This is a genomic window from Pseudoalteromonas sp. GCY, assembly GCF_016695175.1.
Lineage (GTDB): Bacteria > Pseudomonadota > Gammaproteobacteria > Enterobacterales > Alteromonadaceae > Pseudoalteromonas.
On the sequence record NZ_CP068023.1, the window covers coordinates 1,844,746 to 1,871,616 of the forward strand.

Genomic DNA, 26,871 nt, shown 5'->3' on the forward strand with positions numbered 1-26,871 from the left:
CTTACTCCTCTTTGAGCGCCAGTTGTGTGTTAGCGCCTTGCGAAGGAGTATCGTCTGTACGAAGTTGCATCCCTTCAGAAGGATAGTCCAGTGCTGAAGTAATGATCTGTTGGCCTGACTCAACGCCGTTATCAACGACGACCATGCCATTGTACTCTCTAATAATATTGACCTTTTTGTAGCTCAGCTTGTTATCGTCATCCAATGTCGCAACGCGACCTTCTTTCACTAAGTGATGAGGAAGCATTGTGGCATTTTGCACTAACAAACCTTGAATATCAGCATTGATATAAGCGCCAAAACGTAGTGGTTTTACGTTGTTGTGATAAGGCTGCTCGACTTGAGCAACAAGGTAGGTCATGCGGCTTTTGTTATCGATAACGCCTTCACTGCGGACTATTTCGCCTTTCCAACTCATCGGTTGACCAGCGACTTCTGCTGTGATCACGACATCGGTGCCAACACCTTGTTGCGGTAAGTATTTCAATTCATTATCGGCAACAGGGAGGCGTACTTCTGCAACAGATGTCGCATTGAGTTTACCAAAGCCATTACCGGGATTGACTACACTACCAAGGCTTACGGTGCGAGATTCTATAATCGCATCGTAAGGCGCTTTGATGTAAGTACGCTCTAAATTTCGGTTCGCTCTTTTCACCGCAGCTTGCGCAGCTTTAAAGCTTGCTAACTTTTCAGCGAGCTGAGGTTTTCTTAAATAGAGTTCGGAAGGTATTTTTTCGTTAGCATTTGCTTTAATCCTTTGCCATTCTGCTTTTGCTACTTGCACCTGAGCTTGTTCTATTTCTAGCGCTGAGCTGGCTTGTGCTAAAGCCGCTTCGGCTTCAATCAGCGACGCTTCATAGTCATTCGGGTCGATGCGAGCAAGTACGTCACCTTCTTTGACAAAGCCACCTTTGACAAACTTGTCAGACAATGAAATGACTTGACCGCTGACCTGAGCAACAAGCTCAGTACTGTATTTTGGCATCACGATACCGTATGACGATACGTTGAGCCTCACTGGAGCTGTATGAATAGGTTGAACCTGTACGAGAGGATGTACTATTTCTTCTTTCTTCTCTTCTGGAGGTTGTTTCATTGCAGACATGGCAACAGCCGCTGCAATTCCCACCGCAAGAACGGCAATTGGTAGAATTATTTGTTTTTTACTAGCCACGTTAAAATCCTTCCTGTTGAATGATTTTTAATGACCCAGATTAACGGCTCTAGATCATCGATAAGCTTAAGAATACGCGAATAGTTATGTCGAGGTGTTTAAATCCAGACTGAATATGTAACAAAGCTTTGCGTACCTAAATTTATCGTTACATTCTTAAAAGCGATTGATGCTTTTACGTGTAGTCGATTTTTCGATAAAATGCACCACTTATTGTCAAAATTGCGAGAAGCAGAATGGATTGTAGGCTTGGCTGTGGCGCTTGTTGTATAGCACCAAGTATTTCAACACCCATTCCAGGTATGCCAAATGGTAAACCTGCGGGGGAGCGGTGTATTCAACTAGATGAAAATAATCTGTGTAAACTGTTTAACCAGCCAGAGCGCCCACAGGTGTGTTTGCAATTTAAGGCCATGGAAGATGTGTGCGGTGACAGCAATGAAGCGGCGATGCAGATCATCACTGAACTCGAAATGTTAACCTAACTAACCTCAGGTTAACTAAAAAAACGCCCAGAAACTTACCTGCTAAGTTCTGGGCCTAGGGAAAGGCTCAAGATTGAGCCGTGCGCTAACTAAAAACACCTTCTAAGACTGTAGGGAGAAGTAGAAAGTACTGTTAAGTTTAGTTAACCTTTCATTCTTTTTACAAATAAATGAATGATTTATTAAGTTTATATAAAACAAAGAGTTGTTATTTATATTCATAATTGGTCTTAAAAATATCAAAAGGGTATATTCAGGTTATACCCAAGTTATCAACAGGTCGTCTTTAACTAAATCCCGAGGTAAACTGTTTTTAACTTTATTTTTTTGCCATTTTCCTAATCCGATGGCACTGCCACATAGCGTGAGGATCACTTCTCCCGTTAGTTTGGTAACTTCATCTAGGCGTATATCCTTGCCATTAAAGTAATCTTTAGCCTGCTCTTTTGTTAGCCCTAAAGTGTTTTTAGATGCTAAGTGACCGAAAGTAGTTGCAAACTCATGCTCTAGTCTTACCCCATTTTTATGGGTAGTACCGATTAAAATCCCTATGCGAGAATATTTGATCTTATCTTGGATTGCTTCAAAGTTGTCAGGAAATAGCCACACCTCTTTATCGCGCTGCATCAACTTACCGTCAAGTTGGGCAATACCAAACTGTTTTTTTAGTACGGATAACAAGAGTTGAGTGGTTTTCTTGTCTAGTTCTTCAAAAGGGAAAGCGCCTTTTTTCTGCTTTGGATTTTTAACGGCAACAGAGTGTAACTTCTTAAATCGAGCAATGAAAAACCCCTCGCTATCATATAGCTGAGGCCACACATGTAAGTATCCTTCGGACGTTGTTGCTTTTTCAGCACCCTCGAATAAAGTCGATAGGTTTTCGACTGCTACTGCTTGAGGGTAATTATCAATGAGGTGTTGGCATACTTGCTGATTTTCCAACGGTGTTAATGTGCAAGTTGAATACACTAAGGTACCACCTGGCTTTAATGCTTGAAATGCGCTGTCTATCAGTTGCTTCTGCACTTTTGCTATTTCAACATTAGATTCAATTGACCAGTTTTTAAGAGCATTTGCGTCCTTTCTAACAGTGCCTTCTCCAGAGCATGGTGCATCAAGCAAGATGTTATCAAAACATTCATGCATATAATCGCCAAAGATACAGCCGTCAAAATGAGACAACGCAACATTTCGTATACCCATACGTTTCATATTTGCTGCAAGCGCTTTGAGTCGAGATGACGATAGCTCATTAGCGATTAGTACGCCGTGTCCATCCATATAAGCTGCGAGTTGCGAAGTTTTCGAACCTGGTGCTGACGCCATATCCAAATTAATATCGTCACTATTGATGGTTGATTTTAATGCCGTTGGCGGCAACATGGAACTTGCTTCTTGGACGTAGATGCAGCCACTTAAATGGATATCTGTGTTGCCGATAGCAAGATTAGCTTCTTCTTGTTCACTTCTTGATATCCAAAAACCTTCTTCACACCAAGGGATTTGTTCTGCCTGCCAATCGCTTTTTTCGCAGTAGGTTAAGAATTCCGTGATAGACATTTTTAGGGTATTGACTCGGACTGCTCGGCGTAAAGGAGACTGGCACTTATCTATAAAGTCTTCGATGTTAAGGTGGTCTGGTAAGTAGGTTTTTATGTCGTTTAGAAACGCGCTGGGAATATAAGTTGATTTGTCCACGCAGTTACTCAATTTGAAAGCTTTATCTTATTTTACACTTTCATGAGTGAAAAATGCATGTTTGTTGTGGCAATGATGATTATTAAGCATAACTCATGGCTGACAGTGAAAGGCTATGGTTATATAATGTTCGCGAAATATCGCGAGGATTGCTATGTCTATTATCAAACACTTTTTGGCGGACCCTAAATTATTATTGAATGCGGTTGGAGAGGGGATCTATGGTTTTGACCTTTCTGGTAACGCTGTTTTTGTAAACCCGGCGGCAGAGCGTATGACCGGGTGGCAAAGTGATGAGCTTTTGGGGAAAAAAATACATCAGTACCATCATCACAGTCATGCAGATGGGAGTGATTATCCTGCTGATGAATGTAACATCTACAAAACGATGTTTGATGGTAAAACACGACAGGTAACCAATGAGGTGTTCTGGCGTAAGGATGGGAGTTGTTTTCCTGTAGAATATACCTCAACACCAATCTTTAAAGATCAGCAAATTATCGGTGCAGTCGCGATATTTCGCGATGTGTCGCAACAGCACAAAACTGAAAATGCACTAAGAGAGGCGTTGAACAAAGTTCAAGTACTTACTGAGCAACTTAAAGATGAAAATGCCTACCTGCTAGAAACATTAAATGAAAATTGGCAAGACTCAGGTTTGGTGGGTAGTAGCGCAATATTTCAGGCCATGTTGGCGCAGCTAGAACTGGTTAGTCAGACCGACAGTACGGTATTGGTTTTAGGGGAAAACGGCACGGGTAAAGAGCTTGTTGCCAGAAATCTGCATCGCCTTAGTGAGCGCTCATCGCAACCTTTCGTTAAAGTAAATTGCGCTGCTTTTTCACCAACCTTGATTGAATCTGAATTGTTTGGACATGAAAAAGGTGCATTTACAGGAGCGAATGAAAGACGTAAAGGACGTTTTGAACTGGCGGATAAAGGGACCATATTTTTAGATGAAATTGGTGAGTTACCGCTAGAGGCGCAAAGCAAGTTATTACGTGTATTACAAGAGCGAGAGTTTGAACGTGTAGGGGGAAGTAAGTCGATTCAAGTAGATATACGGATAGTCGCGGCAACCAACAGAGATTTATGGAAAATGGTCGAAGAGGGAGTGTTTAGAATGGATTTATATTACCGTTTAAACGTTTTTCCTATTCGAGTGCCTGCACTACGAGAGCGTATAGAGGATATACCAGTATTGGCCAACAACCTCATCGTGCAGCTCAACAAAAAGCTGGGTAAGCAACTACGCGGGATCTCTAAAAAGGCTATCCATGCGTTACAGCGTTATGATTGGCCAGGCAATATTCGAGAGCTCCAAAACGTGTTGGAGCGCGAAGCGATATTATCTAAAGGTCGTTTACTTGATTTATCTCAAGCACTTAACGCTACTGAGCAGCATAAACCTGAAGACGGTGAGCTGACTTTAGCGCAAGCGGAAGCTGAGCACATATTAAGAGTGCTAGAAATAAGTAACTGGAAGATCGCTGGCAGCAATGGGGCGGCTGATAAGTTAGGATTACCCGAAAGTACGCTGAGGTCGAAAATGAAAAAGCTAAAAATTGCCAAGCTTTCGTGATATTTCGCGAGTAATCGTGATATTTCGCGAGTCACTTGTTTTGTTGAAAATAAAGATTATATAAAACAAGCTATTATAAAGTTTCAGATTGGTCTGAAAGTTGCAATATCAAATTTGTGTATTATCAATGTAGCAAATAATATGAAGTTTGATATCAAAGAAGAAGACATGATCATTAAGCCCTATAAACAAGAAGGGCCTATTTACGTCAGAGAGCAAAAAGGTTTTTTCCAAAAAATAAGAAGAAACCTTGGCTGGTTTTTAATGTTAACTTTCGTTCTCATTCCTTGGATCCCGTACAACGAGCAGCAGGCCATCTTGCTTGATTTTGGTAAACAGCAATTTAGGATATTTGGTGCTACCTTTCTCCCTCAAGACTTTATGATTTTAGCCTGGATTTTTATGGTGGGTGCCTTTGCTCTATTCTTTGTCACGACTTGGTTGGGTCGCGTTTGGTGTGGTTATACGTGTCCACAAACGATTTGGATGCTGATGTTCACTTGGGTTGAGCACCGAGTGGAGGGGACTCGCAACCAAAGAATAAAGTTAGACAAATCAAACTGGGATAGCAAAAAAGTCGCTAAGAAAACAGCCAAACATGCTATTTGGTTGATAATTTCGGTGTTAACGGCCACTTCATTTATGGCTTATTTTATACCTGCAAAAGAACTGTATCTCGACATGTTTACGCTTGAGTGGACTGGCCTTACTTCCTTCTGGGTATTTTTATTCGCATTTTGCACCTATGGAAACGCGGGCTTTCTACGAGAAAAAATGTGTACCGTGGCATGTCCATATTCTCGTTTCCAATCGGTCATGTTTGACAAAGATACATTGGTCGTCACCTATGATAGTGAGCGTGGTGAAAATAGAGGTCGTCGCAAACGCAAAGAAGATCCAAAACAGCTAGGGCTCGGCGACTGTGTAGACTGTAATTTATGTGTTGAAGTTTGCCCTGCTGGTATTGATATTCGTAATGGCCTGCAATACGAATGCATTAACTGTGGTTTATGTATCGATGCGTGTAACGAAACGATGAATAAATTCGGCTATCAGCCAGATTTGATTAAGTATCAAAGTGAGCATCAACAAGCAGGTAAAAAGTCCAATCCATTTAGGTTAAAAATAGTAGGCTATGGTGCAATTACCGTATTGATAGTAGTTACTATGGTGATTTGGGCATTCAATCGTACGCCAATAGAAGCCTCTGTTATTCGCGACCGTAATGCGCTTTATCGCGTTAATTATGAGGGGTTAGTCGAGAACCCATACACCTTAAGTGTAATAAACAAAACACAGCACGATTTAACTTACACCGTGAGCTTAAAGGGGCTACCAGATGCGAAATTAACAGCCCCAATCACAACGCATATCGCTGGCGGCGACATGGCATTAATCCCTGTTACGGTGACCGCTGATGGCTATGAGCTAAAAGGTAAACGGACTCCAATCCAATTCACGATAGAATCGCAGCAAGATGCCAAGATTAGCATCACGAAGCACAGCTACTTCTATAAAAATTAGTTTACACTCCCCCCGACTCAAGGCGCTTGTATTATGAAGCGCCTTTTTTGTGTGCATATATGCACAATCTGACGCTAAATTTATGGCTTTCTCTCTGAACTTTTAGCGTATAAGCTTACTCTTATTGAGAATGAGTTTTATTAGCTGAATATTATGTTTAAAAATACATCACAAAACTATGGTTTGTTAGCCATCATCTTTCACTGGCTCAGTGCGCTTGTGGTATTTGGCATGTTTGGCCTTGGATTGTACATGGTCGAACTCAGTTATTACGATCCTTTCTACCGTGACGGCTTACACATTCACAAAAGCATCGGGATACTGCTGGCAGCTTTGATAGTACTTCGGCTGATTTGGAAGTTCACTAACCCTAAAGTGAGGCCCGAAAGCGAAGCTACTCCCATGGATAAATTGCAAAACATAATGGCGCATGTCGTTCACGTCGTTTTGTATCTTGGCTTGTTTGGGCTGTTTGTCACAGGTTACTTAATCTCTACCTCGGATGGCAGAGCAATAGAGGTATTTAACTGGTTTTCTGTTCCTGGTATTGGGGAGCTGTTTGAAGAACAAAGCGATATTGCAGGCACTGTGCATTTATACATTGCTTGGGGGCTCATTGGATTAGTGGCGCTACACATTGTGGGAGCGCTCAAACACCACTTTATTAATAAAGATCGTACCTTAGTTCGAATGCTCAAGGTACCAAATGCTACAAAAGTTGAGGATTAAAACATGAAAAAAACAATCATTGCATTAAGCATGGCGGCTATAACCTTATCGGCTGGAGTAAATGCTGCGGATTATGTAATTGATACTAAGGGTGCACATGCCTTTGTAAACTTTAAAATTAAACATTTAGGATACAGCTGGTTGCATGGTCGATTTAATAGCTTTGAAGGCGACTTCAGCTATGATGCAAAAAATCCAAATGCATCAAAAATCAATGTAGTGATCGATACCGCTTCTATCGACTCGAATCATGCAGAGCGTGATAAACATTTACGCGGTAATGATTTCTTAAACGTTAAAGCAAACCCTAAGGCGACTTTTAAGAGTGACTCGATTACTTTTAGCGATGATACAAATGCGAAGGTGAAAGGAAGCTTCACACTCAATGGGGTAACAAAGAATATCGAGTTTGATGTTCAAAAAGTGGGTGAAGGTAAAGATCCCTGGGGTGGATACCGAGTTGGCTTTGAAGGCGAAACCCAGTTAAAACTTGCTGATTATGACATCGACTATGATCTAGGCCCGGCATCAACGCACGTTACCATCGGTTTGCACTTAGAAGGTATTCGTAAGTAATCTCTACTAGCACCACGTGTTACTACATACGTGGTGCTGCGCCTTATATTCTAGGAGGAGTCCACTTTTCAAGCGCAATATCAGTTTTAGAAAGTTAGTTTTTAAAAATACTAGCTAGCTGTGGTTGAAATTGCTCTGGTAACCAACGAGACATGGCCAGTCTAAACTGCTCGTTTTTGTGGGCTTGCTTTAACGCTTCGCTAATTACAGCTATCTGTTCCTTACCAATCGCATTGTTATTACAGCCCGCATATCCAGCAGTTATCTGCGAGGCGATACTCAATCTGACTTGTGTCAATTCATCTTGCTTATCAACATGCAATTTGTGGTAGTGGTGTTCGCTTGGGTATCCGAGTATCACGTCGACTCTTTTTTTGAGTAGCATGATAGTCAAACTCTCTAACGTATCTCTTCCTGGTCTTACGAGCACTTGCTTGGTAGGTAAACTCGCCAATAGTGCATCAATTTCATGACCAAACGACCGATTTGCCGCCACACCTACGGTTAGCCCGTGCTCAGTTACGAGCGTTTCCAAATCAATTGCGCTGTTGGTAATGCCAAGCGACTGTGCGACATCTTTCCTTAGTGCGGCAGAGGTTGACAATCCAATGGTAGAATACTCATCACTAAAAGCGATATGTCTTTGCCGCTCGGGTGTTTTATAGAGGGAGATCATACAATATTGGTTGTTGAAATTAGAGAGCTCATGTATCGCCCTCGATGCGGGGAACACTTTATAATTGAAGGTGTAGTCGGGCATCTGTTGTTGGATGAGTTTTATCAATAACTCGTCCCGTCCTTGCCCCTCCAAATCGTCAGAAAGGATATAATAAGGCGCGAAGTCTATAGCAATCCAAGTTATTTGTTTTGCAAATACAAAACTGGATTGAAAGGCAATGAAGAGGAGTAAGATGATTTTGATCAAATTGGGTCACTCTTGCTGAACTTACAATAAGCTTAGCACTGTTTGCGATATTGATGATTAAATTAATGTTTATTTAATTTGTATTTAATGTTTACAGAGGTTGGCAGTATGCTAGCTTTAAAAGAGGTTTTAGTTTTGGGTAAAAGCGTGCTAATTAAAGCTTAGTCAAGCGATTGAATATAGAGTTTGATTGCAGCGCGTTAATCCAATATAAGTAGATAAGGCCGCATGGCAAGGAAAGTCATACAAGCCAATAACTATAAATTATTAATAAGGAAAACCGATGGCTATATTAATCGTTACCGATATTTTCGGTTATACGGATCATATTGATCGTTTTGCTAAATCGCTTGGAAGTGACGTGCAGGTGCTTTCACCATTTATAGAAGAACCAAACAGTGTCTCTGAGTCGGATTGTTATGATCTGTTTTTGGCGCAATGTGGTCATCGTTTATATGCTGACAAAGTATCAGCAGCGATTTCTGAATACAAACCAAAACTTATTATTGGGTTTAGTGCAGGCGGAGCTGCTTCGTGGGTTGCATTGTCTGAACAAGGTGCATCTCACTCTGTTGAGCAGCTTATCGCATTTTATCCCAGCCAAATACGTAATCATCTAAATATTAAGCCTAGTTGCGATGTGTCTATCTTCTTTGCTCAAGTTGAATCTCATTTTGACGTTGAGCCTGTTATAAAACAGTTAAAAGATAAAAAAGGGCTAGATTGTATCCGCACGCGATATTTACACGGTTTTATGAACAAGCTTTCGGGTAATTATGATGAATACGCATACTCGCATTATCAGTATTTTTGCCAGCGAGAGGCACGTAACTATATCGAGGTTGTGCAACGAGAGGCGGAGTTTTCATAACAACATACGCAAAAGCGGCTTGAGCGAACTACACTAAACACTAACTTATCATACTTTAAGGAGTGAAAGATGTATCCCGAGTTGCCTGATTATCAACATTTTTATAGTAATCCGATCGCCAAACCTCCATGTAGAATGCTAAATGCACAAATGTATGGCTTTTTTGTCAAAGGAAAGAAATCAACAATCCAAACCTATGTTGATAAAACGCTTAATTCGGTTTCTAGTAGTGAATTTGTATTCAGGGCCTTAACGGATTGGTGCTTATTGACCTTTACTGATATTGAAAATATCACATCAAAAGTGCCGCCATTTAGTAACTATGGATATATGCAAGAAACCGATGTCATCATCTGGTTACCAATTCTGCAAGTCAATCTCGAAACGTTAAAAGCAGAGCATCTGTATTGGTATCCTGCGTTTATCTCTGTCAACAATATTAACGCGCTGATAAATGGGCGAGAAATATGGGGCTACAACAAATATTTATGTCGCTACGAAATGCCTGATAACTTTGGCGACCCGCTGAACTTTTCCCTCTCTCTGGAGACCTTTAAGGAATTTGATCCCAACGTCAAAATGGCATGGCATGAATTGTTATCCATTGAACCTGAGGATGACGGGGAGTCATGGCTAAAAGAAGTGTTGGAAGTGGGTGAAGAAATTGCTGAGCTTTTCAAAGATTCGGTGTCTGATTTAAATGTCGATAGCCAATTTCTTAAGCAGTTCTTATCGGGTTTTACCCACCCGCAAATGGATCAAATATTATTTAAGCAGTTTCCAGATGGTCATGCCGAGAAGTCTGTATATTCGGCAGTGGTACATTCCCCTTCAGAGGTGAAGAAAATCCACAAAATCGGTTTTATCAAAGATGACTTAAGCCTGAACCTACAACGAATGGATGCGTTTCCACTCGATAAAATATTTGGCATTCCATTAGGCAAAAGCGAGGTCAAACTACCTTACTTTGTGAAAATGGACTTCGATCAGGCAGGAGTAGAAGAAATTGTTTCCAGTGCTCAGAGTATGGCTAATCTCCATCGTTAGTGTATTTGTGGCATAAAAAACACGATTTTTTACTAAAGCGATATTTGCATGTTTAGTTGTCTTCCTATGTGGCTTTAGGTGTTGCTCGTCAACACGTTTGAAAAAGGAAGGTTTATGAGTAAACAAAAAGTAGCAATACTTGGCGGCGGCGTTTCGGCGATGACAGCTGCGGTATACATGACTGAACAAGAAGATTGGCAAGAGCGCTATGATATTACCGTTTATCAGCAAGGTTGGCGTTTGGGAGGCAAAGGGGCTAGTGGTCGTAATGCTGAATACGGCGAACGTATTGAGGAGCATGGTCTTCACGTTTGGTTTGGTGCTTATGTCAATTCTTTTAGGGCAATTGAGACAGTTTATAATAAGCTTGAGCGCTCAAGTGATATCCCCATTCACACTTGGCAACAAGCACTAAAACCGCATAGTTTGGTCGTGTTGCAAGAATATATCGACCAGCAATGGCAGACTTGGTCAGTAGATTTCCCTGAGATCCCAGGTAATCCAGCAAATGGCACTCTCGATTTACATTTTTGGCAGATTTTAAAATTACTTGCGGCTTGGCTACACAAGTGGATTGATGATTTGGAATGTGAAGTTGAGAAAACGCACAAATCCACACAACTCAAAACTAAAAAAGAAAGAGATAAAACGCTGCTTGCTCACTTGGGACAGGACGTTAAAAGCTTTTTTGATAGTATCGAAGATAAAGCCAAGACCTTATTTGATGACGCAGAAAACCATGTCCAAGAGGTTGTATCCACACCTAAGCTGTTAATAACGCAACTCAGTAATTTTTTAACGGTGCGTGAAGCTGATCATCGTTTGGAAAATAAGAAAGATCATTTAGTTGTTTGGTATATGGTTCGAAAAATTAGGCGTTGGTTGCAGTCTGAAGTAAACGACTTAATTGATGACAACCCTGTCATTAGACGTCTGTATATATGTATAGATTTAGGTGTTGCGATGACCATAGGCATGCTCCGTGACAAAGTCTATTCACGAGGGTTTGGTTATCTTGATCGATACGATTTTAAACAGTGGCTCAAGCGCAATGGCGCAAATGAATCGCTTTCTGTGGAGTCTGCGCCTGTCCGCGGCTTTTACGACCTCGTTTTTGGCTATGAGGACGGTGATTTTAAAAAGCCAAATGTCGAAGCGGGAGTTGCGGCTTTGGCTATGCTTCGGATTATGCTGTGTTATCGCGGTGGCGTGATGTGGAAAATGCAAGCGGGGATGGGAGATATTATTTTCTCTCCTATCTATGAGCTGCTCAAACATCGAGGTGTTAAGTTTGCGTTTTTTCATCAGGTTGAATCGTTACATTGTGCACAGGATGATGATGGTCATTATGTTGATAGTATTCAATTAATTCAACAGGTTAAACTAAAGGAATCGCAATGTTACGAGCCTCTGGAATTAGTCAGAGACTTGCCATGTTGGCCAAGCTCGCCACTGTGGCAACAAATTGACCCGCAGCAAGTGGCACTACTTAAAGAACATGAGATTAACCTAGAGTCTTACTGGTCTAATTGGGAGGTAGTTTACCAACAAGCGTTTGGACAGAGATTACCGAGAAAAACACTAAATAAAGGTACTGATTTCGATTTAGTGATTTTTGGGATCTCTGTGGCAGGTCTTGAGCCACTTTGTCAGCAATTATTGGCTAAAGATAACAGCTTAAAGTTGCAAGCTGAAAAGGTTAAAACTGTTGCGACTCAAGCATTACAGTTGTGGCTCACTAAAACTGACAATGAACTGGGTTTTCACGATCCTTCTGGCAGTAATGAGCCACCTATATTAAGCGCATTTTCTCAACCCTTTGATACTTGGGCTGCGATGTCTAATTTACTTGAGGTTGAAGATTGGCCAAATAAACAGCCCAAGAACATTGCCTACTTTTGTAGTGCTTTTACCTGCGCAGATTATCCACCTCCGAGCGATCATGAGTTTCCTGAACGCATGAAAGCTCAGGTAAAAGAAAACGCATTGCAAAAACTTAGATTACAGATGCAGCCACTGTGGCCAGAGGCTTATCATGGTAACGACTTCGATTGGAACGTATTGTTTGATATTGATAATAATGAAGGTGAAGTTAGGTTCAACACTCAGTATTGGAGGGTGAATGTCGACCCCAGTGAGCGTTATGTGTTAAGTGTTGTTGATAGCAGTCAATTTCGACTGCCTACGGACGGCAGCGTCTTCAATAACCTCTACATTACCGGAGATTGGATTAAAACCGGTGTCAATGCTGGTTGTGTTGAAGCTGCTGTGATGGCTGGCATGCAAACGAGCAGAGCTATCACTGGATATCCTCAAAGCATTAGTGGAGAATCAGGGTTTGAGCCGTTTAACCTTTGAGTAGTTAGTCATACTGATGGAGTAGCTCAACTACATTTCAAGCCTTGCAATTTGCAGGGCTTAAACCCCATATTGGTATAATTTGCATGTGTTATGAACCATAACTTGAACCTTAAAAAGGTAATCGGGTTCATTTGTTTGGGGGTCTTTTTAATTCAGCTATACTGATAGTGCAATTGCATGATATAGCTCGGGATTCAAACTATGCCACATCCAAATGTGCTGTTAAATACGATAACACTAACATTACTCTCTGTCGTATCGATGGAAACATCAGCACAAGTCGAAGAAGAAATCGAAGTCATTGAGGTATACGCTCAAAAAAGAAAGCAGTCTATCAACGATGTTGCTATCGCTGTTAAACCCTTATCCAGACAAGTCATTACTGAAGCCGCACTGAAAGATACGACCGAACTGGGTAGTTTAGTTGCGAATGTAAAAATCAGTCAAAATGCAGCTGAGGGCACACCTCCAGCAGTCAGCATTCGAGGTGTTGGACTAGTCGATTACAATACGGCTAACACTTCTCCGGTTGGTGTGTATTTAGACGGTATATCTGTTGGGTCGGCGAATAACCAAATTATCAACTTGTTTGATATTGAACAGGTTGAAGTGTTGAAAGGTCCACAAGGTACACTTTTTGGTAGAAATACAACTGGGGGGGCAATTTTAGTGCGCACGGCGCGCCCAACAGATGGTGACTTTGCTTCTGTCAGTGTGGGGGGCGGTTCTGATTCTTTAACAAGAGCACGGACAATGCTCAATTATAGCCTAAATCAAAATAGCGCGATGCGACTTGCCGCGAGCCACAATAACTATGAATACACAACGTATAACCTCCAGCCTGACGCTCCTGAAGCGTATATGGAACAAAATGATGTTCGATTAAGTTATTTTGGCGAGTTTGATAAGTTCAGTGTTTTTGTGAAATTAGATTATGCTCATTGGAATGGACTGGTTCAGCCAGTCGGGAATATCGGATTATTCTCAAACCCTTTGAATGGTTCATTATGTTCTCCAGCGCAAGCGGGCACTAGCAACTGCGTTGATGCGCTTGGCTTTAATATTGGCAGTGACGATTTTTGGGCTGTGCGGGTCAATAATTATCAAAAACATCACAGTATAAGCAAAGGCGTTACAACAGAGGTCGGGTATGTACTGGATGATCGGTCTCAACTTATTTATCTTGGGGCTTTCAATCGCTTAGATAGGATACATGGATTTAATTGTGATGGAAGTCCATTTTCATTATGTGAAGGTGAGTTAGGGCTTAAAAATGAAAAGCTGGTGAATGAGCTCAGATTTGAGCAAAGTATGGAGACCGGCTTTCTAACGGTAGGCTTATTTCAACTAGAAGAGCGTATTTACCAAGATAATTTCAATGACTTATTACGTGATTTTAGGGGAACCCCTAATGGTGCAAGTGCGGCGACCTTTTTCTATGACAATGATATCAAAGTAAAATCAATAGCTTTGTTTGGTCAATATGAATATGAAATCAGTGAACATACTGATGTACTTGTAGGAGTAAGGTACAGCGATGAAAAGGTGAATTATGACTCTTTCTCTTACCTAAATGTGCCATTCGGAGATAACCTCGCTGGCATTTTAGTCCCTGCCTACGACATTGAGGGCAAAGAATCCGATAGTAATTTGTCTGGAAAATTGTCAGTTATCCATAAAGTTAAACCGGATAAAAGTGTTTATTATAGTTTATCTAATGGTGTAAAAAGCGGCGGCTATAACGGTGGCTTCCTTATTTCGAAGGATGCTGCGATACAGGCAAGTTATGGCCCCGAAGAACTAATCGCTCATGAAATAGGAGCAAAGCTGTTATTTAATGAGCTTAAGCTTCGTACAAATTTGGCCGCTTTTTACTATGATTATAAAGACCAACAGGTATTTATGAATCAGGCTTCAGAAGTACCTGGAGCACCGCCTTATCAGTTACTTGAAAACGTAGGTAAGTCAAAAATCTATGGTGCTGAGATAGAAAACACTTGGTATCTATCGGAGCAAACTCAAATAGGCTTGGATATAGGGTATATACCTGAAGCTAACTTTGAGGAGTTTATCGATCCAGTTGGTGTTGTATTGACCGACAATCGCTTACCGTTTACATCCGAATGGAATATCTCTGGACAAATAAATTATGCATTTAATTGGGATGAAGTTAGTATAAAAAGTAGAATAGCATTTGATTATCAAAGCGAATATTACTTTGACCAAAACGAATCTCCCTATGCTAAGCAGCCCAGTTATATGCTTTGGAATGCCAATCTACAGATGGAATATAGAGACTGGCAGTTAGGTATTTGGGGTAAAAATCTTCTAGATAAAGAGTATAGCCACCTTAAATTTGACCTAAGTAGCTTTTTGGGAATGTTGGAAGACTTTAAAGGTGAGGGAAGAAGGATAGGCATGGATGTAACATATCGCTTTTGATTTTGTTTGAGCACTATATAGAGATAAGTCACCTGACTTGGGGGTAGAAAACTTGCAGATCAAATACCGAACCACAGGTAACTTTACTAAGGTAACTGGCTAGAATGCGTTTACTACTGATCATTTTCAGCATAATTCTGTTTTCTAGTTTCGCCTATGCAGAACAAGCTGTGTTGAAATTGACGCAGCCTTGGCAATATCAAAATCTACACCATGTTGGAAAGGCTTATGAGGCAAGTTCCAGTACAAGGTTTCCTCAAAGCTGGGATGAGTTGAGTGCATGGGAATCTATTCACGAGCCACTAAAGAAGAGAGCGCTGTTTTCTGGTCGTTATTTCTTGGTTACTAAAGTCAGAAATGAAACGCCATTGAATGAATTTGTGCTCTATCCATACAATACGGTGTTGAGCAAAATTGAGTCAAGGATATATACACCAGAAACGGTCTTGCGAGTTTTTTCTGGGGGGAAGGTCGAAAATGAATTTGCATTTCATTATGGTAATCAAGTCACGTTAGAACCGAACCAAGATTATTATATCGTTACGCTCTTCGAGAGTGATTTCTTTTACACCCCTGTAAAATTGACCATTGAGCCTCTGAGAGACTTTCAGCAGAAAGTGGTCTATGAAAACCTTATCATGACGCTTTGTTTTGGTGTCGGCATTGTTCTTGGGCTATATAACTTATTAATTTACATCGGCTCTAAAGATATTACTCATTTTTATTACGCATTATTTACTTGTGTGTGGGTGTTTGCGTGGAGCCATTTCTTTCATATTCCCGACGAGTTATTTGGGTTTTACTCTGCAAACTTGCATTGGTTAGGTTTTGCGCTTGCGCCATTAACCAACGCGTTATTTTATATCCATCTTTTAAAACTCAAGGATGTTCATCCAAACTATGTGTCGATTTCTATCTGGCTCGGCGTGATAGCGGCGCTTGGACTACCGTTTTGTATTCTTTTCCCTGGTTTTGGCTTTATTTGGGCAACATTAGTAACGGGGTTAGCGCTCTGTTTCGGACTATTTGTCGGTATTAAACGCTGGGTTGAGGGCTTTAAGCCAGCTCGCTATTTTGTGATGGCATATATCGCAATGGCGATCCCCAATATGGTGGGCAATTTAACTAACTTAAGTTTGCTGCCTGAATCGTCGAGTAACTTATATCTTTACGGTTTAATAGGTACTGCGCTTGATGCATTACTGTTGGCTTTCGCGGTTGCGGACAAATTTAGAATTACCAGTGAAGAAAATATAGAACTCAATAAAAACCTTGAAGCAAAGGTGTTAAAACGTACTTATGAGTTAGAGCAGGTGGCCTCAGAGCTTAGAGATGCTAGTGAGGCAAAAAGTCGATTTTTGGCGAACATGAGCCATGAAATAAGAACACCAATGACGTCAATTATTGGTTACGCCGATGGCATTATGCTCGGAGATATTAAGCCGCATGAGCGTAATCACGCAATCTCCGTTATTTTACAAAACTCACGTCATGTACTTGGACTAATTAATGACATTTTGGATATGTCTAAAATTGAGGCTAATAAACTAGAAGTTGAGTTGGTGGAGTCAAACCTTTTTCAAGCAATTGCGCATGTCGATTCGTTATTGGGTAAGCAAATTAGAGATAAAGGGCTTGAGTTTGCATTGAATTATCACTTTCCACTGCCTGATTTTGTGGTTATTGATCCCACTCGATTGCGGCAGATATTACTAAATCTCACATCTAACGCAATGAAGTTCACGACGGTTGGTAAAATCTCGATTGATGTGGCGTGTCAAAACGAGCGCCTTATGATCACGGTACGAGATACCGGGATAGGAATGACAGCGGATGAGCAAAAAGAATTATTTAGTGCGTTTTATCAAGCCGACTCTTCCACATCAAGGAAATATGGTGGGACAGGACTTGGACTAAATATCTCCAAAAGCTTAGCGAGAAAGTTAGATGGTGATATTTCGGTAGAAAGTGAGGTAGGTTCAGGTACTGCCTTTACTCTTACTGTTGGCCTATATACCACCGAGAAAACAAAGTGGGTGCAAAGTCTCGCTCAAATTGGCGATGTTCGTGAACAAGGCACAATACCTGATGAAATAAATCAAGAGCTTAAAGGCGAAGTGTTATTAGCCGAAGATAACACAGACAACAGTAAGCTTATTAAGCGTATTTTAGAGCGTATGGGCTTATCTGTGACGGCGGTTGAAAATGGTCAGCTAGCGGTACAGGCGGTACTAGATGGTGATTTCGATTTGATATTAATGGATATCCAAATGCCGGTAATGGATGGTGAGCAGGCATTTAGCTTTATCCAAGCAACTGGGTGTAGCACACCTGTGATTGCATTAACTGCCAACACCATGCAGCATGAAATTGATCGCTATTTAAAGCTTGGGTTTAGTGATCATTTAGCAAAGCCAATAGATAGAGTTGTATTTAGCCAAAAGATTGCCTATTACTTAGATATTCAAGTTGATGAAGATGTAGATCTACCTGAAGCGGAATTTTATCAGTTAAAACAGCAATATATTTCAGGGTTGCATGAGCAAATCATTCAGATAAAAAATCAAGCGAAATATCAAGACTACGAAGCTTTGGCAAAGACCATTCATGCAATTAAAGGTACGGCTGCAATGTTTGATTGCATTGATATTCATAAAATAGCAAACGAGTTGGATGTTAAATTAAAGAATAAGCAGCTTGAGTGTATCGACGAGCGAATAGCGGAATTACTCAATGCAATGTCTTCTGCGATTGAGTCAGAAAAGCAGGAAACCAAACAAGCTTAGTTTTCTATGGCATATCAATATTTATAGCGGATAGGGATGATAGGAGAGTGAAAGGGTTTTATACAACACTTTATCTTAATGGCTGCAGACTATAGATTTGAGCTTTATTTAAGTCAGGGAAATCCTTCCGCTGCTTATAGTTCGCGTATAGATTGGAAAATATGGTGGTTTTGGACAGTTTATCTAGGCTCGCAATAAATAAACGCCCACTGTTACTGTCTCCCGATATTACAGTGCTTTTACAGCACTGCTGAAATGAGGAAATAAGTGTTCTGATTGTGTTCCTATTGCCCATATCCTGTAGTGCAATTTCTGCTTCTATAAAGAATGCAACCCCACTCCAATAGACTCTTTGCTGTGCATTTAATGACCACATTTGTTCGCTCACTGTTTTAAGCACTCCTTTATTCAGTCGCGTATTTTTTGCGCCTCGGCTGAGCCCTGAGATTAATCTTGTACGAAACTCTTCAATATTAAAAATATCGTCCTCTAGCATAATGACATTTTGTAAATAGGTAGCAAGTCCCTCTGCAAGCCAGAAATCTGAGTGGTCCAGCAAAGGATGATAAAGGTGAGCAATTTCATGGTACAAGGTCCAATCTTTAATCAGCACTCGGCTTGAGGTAAATCGTTTGATTTGAACTAGAATGGCGTCGGGTTTGCCTCGTTGAACTGTGCCCCATGGTACTGGCTCAGATGCGAATAAGACCGGTTCGATGATAAATGGAAGCGTTTGCTGTTGTAGTACTCCCAAGGAATGCTCTGTTGCTTTAACACCGCGTTTTAGCCAAGTTTCCACATGTTGTCGATCACTGCTACTTATCCAGCCTCTGTATTCGATTTCAATTTCGGTTGCCTGTGTAGATACAATTAAATTGAACGACAGTATTAGCATTAATAATTTCATTATTTTCTCTACAAGGGGTACTTCGTAAATAGACCTGAGAACGCATCATTTCATTCTTGATGTTGAGATTATCTCAACTGATCTCTTTAGTTGATTGTGTAAAACTGAACAAAACAACGTTAAAGGGAAATAAGATGAAAATCACCGCACTTAGTTTATTGTTATTGAGTCCAGTTGCTTTGGCAAACCCACTTTTAGGTACTTGGGAATTTGTTGAGGGAAAATATGCCACCACAGATGGGATTGTATCAGCGCAAGCGCCTAGCTTGACGTCGATAAAGCTAATCACTGAGGCTCACCACAGCTACATTACGCAAAGTGAAGGAAAGTTTAAATACGCTGGTGGAGGGAGTTACAAAATAGAGGGAGATAGATTTATCGAAACCTATGAATATGGAAATGTTACTTCCTTACTTGGTCGAACGATGTCATTCAGCTTCAAGGTTGATGGTAATTTATGGCATCATGAACTGTATGAAGATGGTAAGTTCGTTGAGAAGGAAGTATGGAAAAAAGTTCAGTGATCCCAAAGAAGATGCGTTATATCAGTCACGCATCTTCTCAGCTTCAAATCCGATACACCGAAACACCAACGTTGAGTGCAAAGCAAGTGCTAATCAAGGTGCATGCGTTTGGGGTTAACAGAGCAGACATTTTGCAAAAACAAGGGAAATATCCTGCGCCTGAAAGCGATAGTGAGATATTGGGCCTGGAAGTGTCTGGAACGATAGTTCAAGTGGCGTCTTCTGAGCTTGAACATTTACTTGGTGATCAAGTGTTCTGTTTAACCTCTGGCGGCGGCTATGCTGAGTATGTGGTTGCACAAAGTGAATTACTCATGCCGCTAACAAAAGGCTTGTCACTGAGCTATGCGGCAGGCTTAGCAGAAGTATATCTTACGGCCTATGATGCGATTGTGCGAACTGGGCAGCTAAATTCTAATGGGGTTTTACTTTGCCATGGCGGTGCTTCGGGTGTTGGCAGTGCTGCCATAAGGATTGCAAAAAGGCTTGGCGCAACGGTCATTACTACCCAAAGTAGCAAGGAAAAGGCCGACTACGCAAAGTCTCTGGGTGCAGATCACACTATTAATTATTTAGACTATGATTTTGCTGAAGAAATGAAAAAACTTGGTTTGAAAGCGAATGTCATTCTTGATCCAGTAGGCGGTGAATACCTCAGAGCGAACCTAAGAGTTGCAGCAATGGATTGTCATTGTGTGATGCTCGCAATGCTAGGCGGAAGGTATACAGAACTAGACTTTGCCAAGTTACTTGCGAAAAGGTTCAACTTGCATGGAAGCACATTAAGAAATCGCTCTTTGGAATATAAAAGGGAATTAGTGAAAGATTTTCTGAATGAATTTGGCCCAGACCTGGCAGATCAGATGATGACGATACCAGTGTATAAGGAGTTATATTGGGAGGAAATTGAGCAAGCCCACGATATTCTTGAACACAATCAAAATCTCGGGAAGGTAATAGTTAGAGTTAGTTGACTGTTTATTTATACAGTTGTTATTCTATCCCTCTTAGTGATTAGAGGAGTGAATATTTTGACGTTCAAAATTGAAGAAAAGGCACCGTGCCCAGAGGAATATTGTAGTTTGCGAATTGCCGCGGGATTATCCGCAAAATCTCTAGAAGCAGCTACAAGGGGGCTGCCCAACTCATTATATGGGGTTGCAATTCGACATAACGAACAACTTGTGGCAATGGGCCGGGTGGTTGGAGACGGAGGTTGTAATTTTGAGGTCGTCGATGTTGCCGTCAATCCGCTTTATCAAGGGCAGGGATTAGGGCGTACAGTAATGGAATATATTGATGGTTACTTAGCAGCAAATGTTTTGCCGGGCTCTTATGTTTCAATGATTGCGGACGAGCCTGCTTTTTATGAAAAACTGGGTTATCGCCTTGTATCTCCAGCGAGTCAAGGAATGACAAAGAAGTTCACAGTAGACCCCATTAAAAGCTCTAAAATTTGAATTCTCAACTTTTTTCTTGGTATATAAGAAATTGCGAGTGGCGTTACTTCTAGATATAGATAACTTTTGAAGGGTTACAACTGAGTGGATCCGAATTATCGACCCTTGGTGCGGGTTATAGAGAATAGGTAGTGCTTTTTCTTTAAGAGTGGTACAACCGAGTGGATTCGAGTTATCGACCCTTGGTGCGGGTTATAGAGAGTAGGTAGTGCTTTTTCTTTAAGAGTGGTACAACCGAGTGGATTCGAACCACCGACCCCTACCATGTCAAGGTAGTGCTCTAACCAACTGAGCTACGGTTGTATAATATGATGTTGGTACGACCGAGTGGATTCGAACCACCGACCCCTACCATGTCAAGGTAGTGCTCTAACCAACTGAGCTACGGTCGTACAATAACATTTGCTTATTAATTGTTTTCAGGTCTGTGCCTGTCAACGCGTTGTAATATATAGTGACTGAGCTAACGGATCAAGCGGCTTTCCGTAATTTTTTGATTGTTTGCCTTTTTTTTGTTCATACTGGAGGGATTTCACACAGCTTGTAAAATTTTTGCCACCATTTTACGTGTACTTTTGCAGAATCTTTAAGATTATCCAAGTGTTGTTGAAGCGTGAGCGGATCGGCAAGGTTATTATTTTGATACAATAGGTGAATAGGCTGCCAGGCAGCGATCAACTCTTCCATAGAACGAGAGAGCATCGCCTGATAAGGCTGAAGAACGGATAAATAATATTTGTTGAAGATATTGTTTATGATCTGTGCCTGCTTTTTATTTCCACCGCTTTTGCAAATGCCATCTCTTAGCCTAAGTTGTTGTAATTGGCGTGTAGTCGCATTATTCAGCTGAGTCTGTTTACGGACGCTTGTAACCAAGGATGAGATAAATCGCTGAGAGAGCACCTTTAAAGCGGGTGTGAGTGTGGTTGGGCTGAGATTTTCTGGCGTGTCCATGTTTATTGCAAGCTCTGCGAGTTCGTTAACGGCCTCTAGCATGTTGCTGTGGGCTGCTGGCAGCTCTAGTGGTACTTCTTCAGCGATTAACAAGCTCAAACTTGCCAACTCTCTTTCAAATGTCATCATATGAAGAAAGTAACGTGGAAGCTGTTGTTTCTTTTCCTGTAATGCTTGAGTTAGTGTTTGTTTCAGCTCGTCGCTTGTGTTTGGGTGCTGAATGCAGTGAGGCGCTTGCTGAATAAATAAGATGTTGTATTTCAAGCGCTCGCTTGGGTAACTTACTTTCCCTAATTGATTATTGTGCGCAGCGATAAGATTTGTGACTTTGCAGTGTCCAGCGGTCGCGATGTCTAACATAGAGATAGTTAGCTCACTTGTCGGCAATGGTACTTTTTGTACCTCCGGATTATAAAGTGGCACTGGGAGTACCACCTCTATGTCAGTTGCGCTCGCCAGTCGTTGTTGATAATCAACAGCAATATCGGTCGGCTGCTTGCTGCAACCGGCCAAAGTAAAAAGTAATAGCGTACTAGCTATTCGCCTGACTAATCTCAAATTTCACCCGTTTGTTTACGCATGTCACCAATAATACTGCCGCCGTACTCAAGCCAATAATAATACCAATCCAGAAGCCTTGAGGACCCATCGCAGGCGTTATTAAATCTGTCTTTGCTAATACGTAGCCTAAAGAAAACCCAATTAGCCAATATGATACAAAGGTAACCCAAGATATTGGTTTAGTATATTTGAGCCCTCTTAACACACCATTTGCCGAGACTTGTAATGCATCGGGTAATTGATACAAACAAGCGAGCACCATAATGCTGGTTGCAAGAGCGGCTACTTCAGTATTGTTTGTATAGAGCCAAACAATCTGATCTCTTCCTATATACGTAATGAGTGCGACAAATAGAGCAATTAAGGTGGCCAAAAGAAACGCGGTATTCACTGAAAGCTTAAGTTGGTCTAAGGCACCTTGTCCAGTTAGATTGCCGATCCGTATTGCAATAGCCATCGACAAACTTAATGGCATCATAAACAGCATTGTAGTGACGCTAGCTGCAATTTGGTGACCGGATACGGAAATAGGACCTAGATCTGCAATAAATAATGGAATACAAGCAAATAGCGTAACTTCAAAGAAGGTTGCCAATGCAATTGGAAAACCAAGTGCTGCAACATATTTCATCATAGATAGACTTGGCTTGGTAAAACCGCTGATGAGCGCCTTTCCATCTATGTATTTACTTTTCAAGCTATACACCCATTGAGCAATTGCCATTGACCAAAGCACGATAGATGTAGCTAGGCCACAGCCCGCACTACCAAGCGCTGGCGCGCCAAATTTACCGTAGATGAAAATATAGTTAGCAACGACATTGATACAAAGACCAACAATACTGATGTAAAAAGCAGGCTTTGTTTGCCCGACCCCTTCGGTGACATTGCGGTATACCGTAAAGATCAAAAAGCCCAATAGACCCCATTTCACAAAATCAATATAGCCTTGAGCCAGGGTCTGAACATTCTCGCTTGCCCCAATATTTGAAAAAACCATAGAAGTAAAGTTCGCTAAAACTAAACCGACGGTAAAAAGTGCTAAAGCAAGATACAAGCTTTGCTGGAAAAATCGTTTGATCCCTGCGGTGTCATTAGCACCATGGCAATGGGCAACAATACTCGTAAGTGCTAGCAAGATCCCTTGTAAACTGAAAATCAAAGGGTTCCAAACACCCGTAGCAATAGAAAGAGCCGCTAAGTCCTCAGCACTGACTTGACCTGCCATCATCGTATCAACGACGGTCATTAAGACTAAAGTAACTTGAGCGAGAAAAACGGGGATCGCAAGTTGAAGCAAGCGTCTGGCTTCCCAAGTTGAAAAATTCATGGTGAGATACTACTTAAGGCGTAAAAGCGTTAGTTTATTTTAGTGCTTTGTTTTTAGCAAAACTTTGCGGCTAGCAGTCACAACTATTTTTATCTAGTCGGATATTCAATACAAATTAAGTACATCTCTTAGTGCGATTTCGCTACAATCTCAAGGATAAATTAAGAGGGTAGATATGTTTACAGGAATTGTTCAAACAAAAGCGACGGTGGTGTCGGCAAAGCAGGTCGATAATATTTTAAAATTAGTTATTTCTGTTGGTGCTAAATACCTCGATAAGCTGACCTTGGGTGCGAGCATAGCAATTAACGGATGTTGCTTAACGGTGGTGCACTTCGAACAGCCAGAAAATGACGTGGTAGGGCAAGTTTGCTTTGATGTGATTGATGAAACATTGAGACTCACTAATCTAGGTGAAGTACGCAGAGGGTCACAGGTAAACTTTGAGCGCTCGATGACGTTTGGGACAGAACTCGGCGGACATATAATTTCAGGGCATATTCAAACAAGCGCGAAGATCAGTGAAATACATCAAAACGAAGGCAACTGTAGGATGCACGTAGCCTTGCCAGAAGCGTGGCAAAAGTATGTTATGTACAAAGGCTTTATCGCGGTAAACGGTGCGAGTTTGACAGTGGGGGAGCTTGATCACACCGGCTTTTGGTTACACCTAATACCTGAAACGTTAGCGCTTACAAATTTGGGTACTATGGGTGTGGGAGATACTGTGAATATAGAGGTTGACCAACAAACCTACACGATTATTAATACCGTTGAAAACTACATGAAGAAGCAAACTTTATTGAAGCACAGCTAGTACCTTGGCCGAGTAATACCCTTTGCGTCTATCTTGAGGCACAAAAAGTACTGGCTGAGGTTGTGCCAACTTGATAGGCAGCCCGCAAATGAGCTGCTCATCATCTATAGTGCTTCTGCTTTGGTTAAAACACTTGTTCGTCGTCGCTATCAACCCTAAGTTCAAGCTTATTGTGCAGTTGGTCTAAGTGCATATTTAGGTGTATTGGATTGCAACAAGCCGCACAGTCTTCGTAGTAGTCCTGATCGCCTTCACTCGTATCAAGATTGACAAAAATATGATGTCCACAATGAGGACATTCAATACGTTGTTGATATAGGTTTTTCATTGGCCCTCCACATGAATTGGCCAAACTAAATACCTTTTAACTATAGCGCATTGTGACGAAAATATGGCAGTTATTTGAGCAGCGCTTGTACTTGTTCTGCCGCGTCCCGTATGTACTTGCCAGCAAACAAGTTTGCTTGCACTAGAAGAGGATATAAGCGATAAATGTCTAAACGCTCAGCCGCATTTTCTGCGAGTGGATAGATAGACTCGTAACCACGATAAAAGTCATCTGGTAGTGGAGCGAATAACGAAGCCATCGCAATATCAACTTCTCTATCACCATAATAACAAGCAGGAGAAAATAGCACGGGTTTTTGATGGCTAAAGCCAATGTTACCATGCCAAAAATTACCATGAACCAGAGACGGTTGAACTTGGTGCGGAAGGAGTGGCTTAAGCTGCTCCACAAATGTGTCAATATCAGTGAGGATAATCCCTTTTTCAGCAAGCAGTTGCAGTTGCCAACCAATTCTTTCCTCAGCAAAAAAAACTTCCCATTTTTTGTGCCACTGATTTGGTTGCGGCAGCTCATGAATATAATTATCTTCTTCTAGGCCGTACATTTCCTGTTCATGACGTTGGTGCATTTTAGCAAGGCTTTGACCGCACTCAAGCCAGTTTTCATTGCGATGATCAAGTTCTAACCATTCCAGCACAATAAAGCAGAACTCAACACTCGTACCTAGGGTAATTGTATCGGCCACAAGGAAATCAGAGTCGCGAATAAGCTTTTCACGATTAGATGCTTCACATTCAAATCGCTCTAAAGCCTGAATTGGAGCAACTTTGACCAAAAATTGATGGGTATCGTCTGCAATCTTATAAAGTTTTTTAGACCCATAACTTTTTAAGGTTTGCTTTGAAGTAAACTCAAAAGTGTCATGGAGAGATTCAGAGATTTGTTGGTTGACTTTGTTCCACATAAGTTAGATCCAACATATTCACTTACTCTAAAATATGGTTGAAATTCTCAAGATCACAAATACTTGAGGCCTTTTTCTAAAAAAAATAAAATATCGCGTCTGTCATTTTATCCAAGGGAAGTACATTGAATAAAAATATCATCACCAATTTACTCGCGATACTGCTAACAAGTACTGGCTTCGCACTAGAAAACGACGTGTTGTTTTCGGTTGGATTGTTTGCACTATCTGGTGCACTGACGAATTGGTTAGCGGTACATATGTTATTTGAGAAAGTGCCTTTCCTCTATGGTTCAGGGATTATTACGCTTAAGTTCGAATCGTTTAAAGCGTCGATTAGAGCGCTCATTTTGAGCGAGTTCTTTAGTAGAGAAAAACTAGAAAAGTTTCTCGACAAGGAGCATCCAAAGTTTGACTTGGCGCCGATCGCCAATAAAGTCGATTTAAATCCTGCGTTCGACCGTTTGTTAAGTGTGATTGAAGCGTCTCAATTTGGCGCGATGCTGCAGATGTTTGGTGGGACTGAAGCTGTACAACCGCTGCGAGAGCCATTTATAGAGAAAATGCGATTAGCAATAGTGGAGCTCGGTGAACAGCCAGAGTTTGATTCTGCAATTGGTGAGGCGCTCAGTAATGGCCTACTTGGTGATGATTTACATCAAACCATTGAAAAAGCGGTGGATGAGCGACTTAATGAGCTAACGCCGAAAATGGTAAAGGAGATTGTACAAAACATGATTAAGACTCACTTAGGTTGGTTAGTTGTGTGGGGAGGCGTCTTTGGGGGTCTATTTGGGTTATTGGCTACAATTGTGTAGCTGAGCTGAGAAAAAGGCGCAGTCAGGGATTGCTACGCCTTGCT

Annotated in this window: 23 protein-coding genes and 2 tRNA genes; 15 read left to right on the forward strand and 10 right to left on the reverse strand. The window is 41.2% G+C overall.

The annotated features are described in order from the left end of the window. Position 1: 1 nt before the first annotated feature. Positions 2-1,177: an efflux RND transporter periplasmic adaptor subunit gene (locus JJQ94_RS13435; RefSeq protein ID WP_099029681.1), complete on the reverse strand. Its 1,176-nt coding sequence runs from the start codon at positions 1,175-1,177 to the stop codon at positions 2-4. Between the two features lie 236 nt (positions 1,178-1,413). Between JJQ94_RS13435 and JJQ94_RS13440 the strand changes: the two genes are divergently transcribed. Then, the gene (locus tag JJQ94_RS13440) at positions 1,414-1,662 is read left to right on the forward strand and encodes a YkgJ family cysteine cluster protein (protein ID WP_010371625.1); all 249 of its coding nucleotides are present in this window, start codon (positions 1,414-1,416) and stop codon (positions 1,660-1,662) included. A 258-nt stretch (positions 1,663-1,920) separates the two neighbouring features. Here JJQ94_RS13440 and rsmF read toward each other — a convergent pair whose 3' ends face one another. Next, positions 1,921-3,360: a 16S rRNA (cytosine(1407)-C(5))-methyltransferase RsmF gene (gene rsmF / locus JJQ94_RS13445; RefSeq protein WP_099029680.1), complete on the reverse strand. Its 1,440-nt coding sequence runs from the start codon at positions 3,358-3,360 to the stop codon at positions 1,921-1,923. A gap of 154 nt (positions 3,361-3,514) precedes the next feature. Between rsmF and JJQ94_RS13450 the strand changes: the two genes are divergently transcribed. From JJQ94_RS13450 to JJQ94_RS13465, 4 genes are all read left to right on the forward strand, one after another. Then, positions 3,515-4,942, forward strand: a complete 1,428-nt coding sequence (locus JJQ94_RS13450) for a sigma-54 interaction domain-containing protein (protein ID WP_099029679.1) — start codon at positions 3,515-3,517, stop codon at positions 4,940-4,942. A 141-nt stretch (positions 4,943-5,083) separates the two neighbouring features. Further along, on the forward strand, positions 5,084-6,466 hold the full coding sequence (ccoG, locus tag JJQ94_RS13455) for a cytochrome c oxidase accessory protein CcoG (protein WP_099029678.1): 1,383 nt from the start codon (positions 5,084-5,086) through the stop codon (positions 6,464-6,466). 153 nt (positions 6,467-6,619) lie between these two features. Further along, a complete protein-coding gene (locus tag JJQ94_RS13460; protein WP_099029677.1) occupies positions 6,620-7,195 on the forward strand; it encodes a cytochrome b in 576 nt (191 codons plus the stop codon). Between the two features lie 3 nt (positions 7,196-7,198). Next, a complete protein-coding gene (locus tag JJQ94_RS13465) occupies positions 7,199-7,771 on the forward strand; it encodes a YceI family protein (protein WP_099029676.1) in 573 nt (190 codons plus the stop codon). 94 nt (positions 7,772-7,865) lie between these two features. On the opposite strand, the gene JJQ94_RS13470 is transcribed toward JJQ94_RS13465, so the two are convergent. Continuing rightward, positions 7,866-8,696, reverse strand: coding sequence for a TIGR02285 family protein (locus JJQ94_RS13470; protein ID WP_099029675.1), 831 nt, complete (start codon positions 8,694-8,696; stop codon positions 7,866-7,868). A gap of 283 nt (positions 8,697-8,979) precedes the next feature. Here JJQ94_RS13470 and JJQ94_RS13475 point away from each other — a divergent pair, with 283 nt between their 5' ends. From JJQ94_RS13475 to JJQ94_RS13495, 5 genes are all read left to right on the forward strand, one after another. Beyond that, a complete protein-coding gene (locus JJQ94_RS13475) occupies positions 8,980-9,567 on the forward strand; it encodes a hypothetical protein (protein ID WP_099029674.1) in 588 nt (195 codons plus the stop codon). A 69-nt stretch (positions 9,568-9,636) separates the two neighbouring features. Beyond that, positions 9,637-10,614: an acetoacetate decarboxylase gene (locus JJQ94_RS13480; protein WP_099029673.1), complete on the forward strand. Its 978-nt coding sequence runs from the start codon at positions 9,637-9,639 to the stop codon at positions 10,612-10,614. A gap of 114 nt (positions 10,615-10,728) precedes the next feature. After that, entirely contained in the window at positions 10,729-12,972 is a 2,244-nt protein-coding gene (locus tag JJQ94_RS13485) for an NAD(P)-binding protein (RefSeq protein WP_099029672.1), read from the forward strand. A gap of 204 nt (positions 12,973-13,176) precedes the next feature. Beyond that, positions 13,177-15,417 carry a TonB-dependent receptor gene (locus JJQ94_RS13490; protein ID WP_099029671.1) on the forward strand — a complete coding sequence of 747 codons (2,241 nt, stop codon included), beginning with the start codon at positions 13,177-13,179 and terminating at the stop codon, positions 15,415-15,417. A 104-nt stretch (positions 15,418-15,521) separates the two neighbouring features. Next, positions 15,522-18,203, forward strand: coding sequence for an ATP-binding protein (locus JJQ94_RS13495; RefSeq protein WP_099029670.1), 2,682 nt, complete (start codon positions 15,522-15,524; stop codon positions 18,201-18,203). Positions 18,204-18,273: 70 nt separating this feature from the next. On the opposite strand, the gene JJQ94_RS13500 is transcribed toward JJQ94_RS13495, so the two are convergent. Next, the gene (locus JJQ94_RS13500) at positions 18,274-19,110 is read right to left on the reverse strand and encodes a hypothetical protein (protein WP_099029669.1); all 837 of its coding nucleotides are present in this window, start codon (positions 19,108-19,110) and stop codon (positions 18,274-18,276) included. A gap of 134 nt (positions 19,111-19,244) precedes the next feature. Between JJQ94_RS13500 and JJQ94_RS13505 the strand changes: the two genes are divergently transcribed. From JJQ94_RS13505 to JJQ94_RS13515, 3 genes are read left to right on the forward strand one after another with little or no spacing between them, the layout of a single operon-like run. Further along, positions 19,245-19,634 carry a hypothetical protein gene (locus JJQ94_RS13505; protein ID WP_099029668.1) on the forward strand — a complete coding sequence of 130 codons (390 nt, stop codon included), beginning with the start codon at positions 19,245-19,247 and terminating at the stop codon, positions 19,632-19,634. Next, positions 19,616-20,608, forward strand: a complete 993-nt coding sequence (locus JJQ94_RS13510; protein ID WP_099029667.1) for an NAD(P)H-quinone oxidoreductase — start codon at positions 19,616-19,618, stop codon at positions 20,606-20,608. The genes JJQ94_RS13505 and JJQ94_RS13510 overlap by 19 nt, the downstream gene beginning before the upstream one ends. Before the next feature lie 57 nt (positions 20,609-20,665). Further along, a complete protein-coding gene (locus tag JJQ94_RS13515; RefSeq protein WP_099029666.1) occupies positions 20,666-21,094 on the forward strand; it encodes a GNAT family N-acetyltransferase in 429 nt (142 codons plus the stop codon). Positions 21,095-21,320: 226 nt separating this feature from the next. Here the strand turns inward: JJQ94_RS13515 and JJQ94_RS13520 are convergent. From JJQ94_RS13520 to JJQ94_RS13535, 4 genes are all read right to left on the reverse strand, one after another. Further along, positions 21,321-21,397, reverse strand: a tRNA-Val gene (locus JJQ94_RS13520). A gap of 12 nt (positions 21,398-21,409) precedes the next feature. Further along, positions 21,410-21,486 (reverse strand) — tRNA-Val (locus JJQ94_RS13525). A gap of 124 nt (positions 21,487-21,610) precedes the next feature. Beyond that, entirely contained in the window at positions 21,611-22,606 is a 996-nt protein-coding gene (locus JJQ94_RS13530) for a DUF3080 family protein (RefSeq protein WP_099029665.1), read from the reverse strand. Beyond that, on the reverse strand, positions 22,581-23,939 hold the full coding sequence (locus JJQ94_RS13535; RefSeq protein ID WP_099029664.1) for an MATE family efflux transporter: 1,359 nt from the start codon (positions 23,937-23,939) through the stop codon (positions 22,581-22,583). The genes JJQ94_RS13530 and JJQ94_RS13535 overlap by 26 nt, the downstream gene beginning before the upstream one ends. Positions 23,940-24,114: 175 nt before the next feature. Between JJQ94_RS13535 and JJQ94_RS13540 the strand changes: the two genes are divergently transcribed. Then, positions 24,115-24,756, forward strand: a complete 642-nt coding sequence (locus tag JJQ94_RS13540) for a riboflavin synthase subunit alpha (RefSeq protein WP_099029663.1) — start codon at positions 24,115-24,117, stop codon at positions 24,754-24,756. A 124-nt stretch (positions 24,757-24,880) separates the two neighbouring features. Here JJQ94_RS13540 and JJQ94_RS13545 read toward each other — a convergent pair whose 3' ends face one another. Both JJQ94_RS13545 and JJQ94_RS13550 read right to left on the reverse strand, forming a co-directional pair. Then, positions 24,881-25,084 carry a CPXCG motif-containing cysteine-rich protein gene (locus JJQ94_RS13545; protein ID WP_010604612.1) on the reverse strand — a complete coding sequence of 68 codons (204 nt, stop codon included), beginning with the start codon at positions 25,082-25,084 and terminating at the stop codon, positions 24,881-24,883. 70 nt (positions 25,085-25,154) lie between these two features. Further along, positions 25,155-26,009, reverse strand: coding sequence for a fructosamine kinase family protein (locus tag JJQ94_RS13550; protein ID WP_099029662.1), 855 nt, complete (start codon positions 26,007-26,009; stop codon positions 25,155-25,157). A 125-nt stretch (positions 26,010-26,134) separates the two neighbouring features. On the opposite strand from JJQ94_RS13550, the gene JJQ94_RS13555 reads away from it, so the two are divergent. After that, complete coding sequence (locus JJQ94_RS13555) at positions 26,135-26,827, forward strand: DUF445 domain-containing protein (RefSeq protein WP_099029661.1); 693 nt, start codon at positions 26,135-26,137, stop codon at positions 26,825-26,827. The last annotated feature ends 44 nt before the right edge of the window (positions 26,828-26,871 follow it).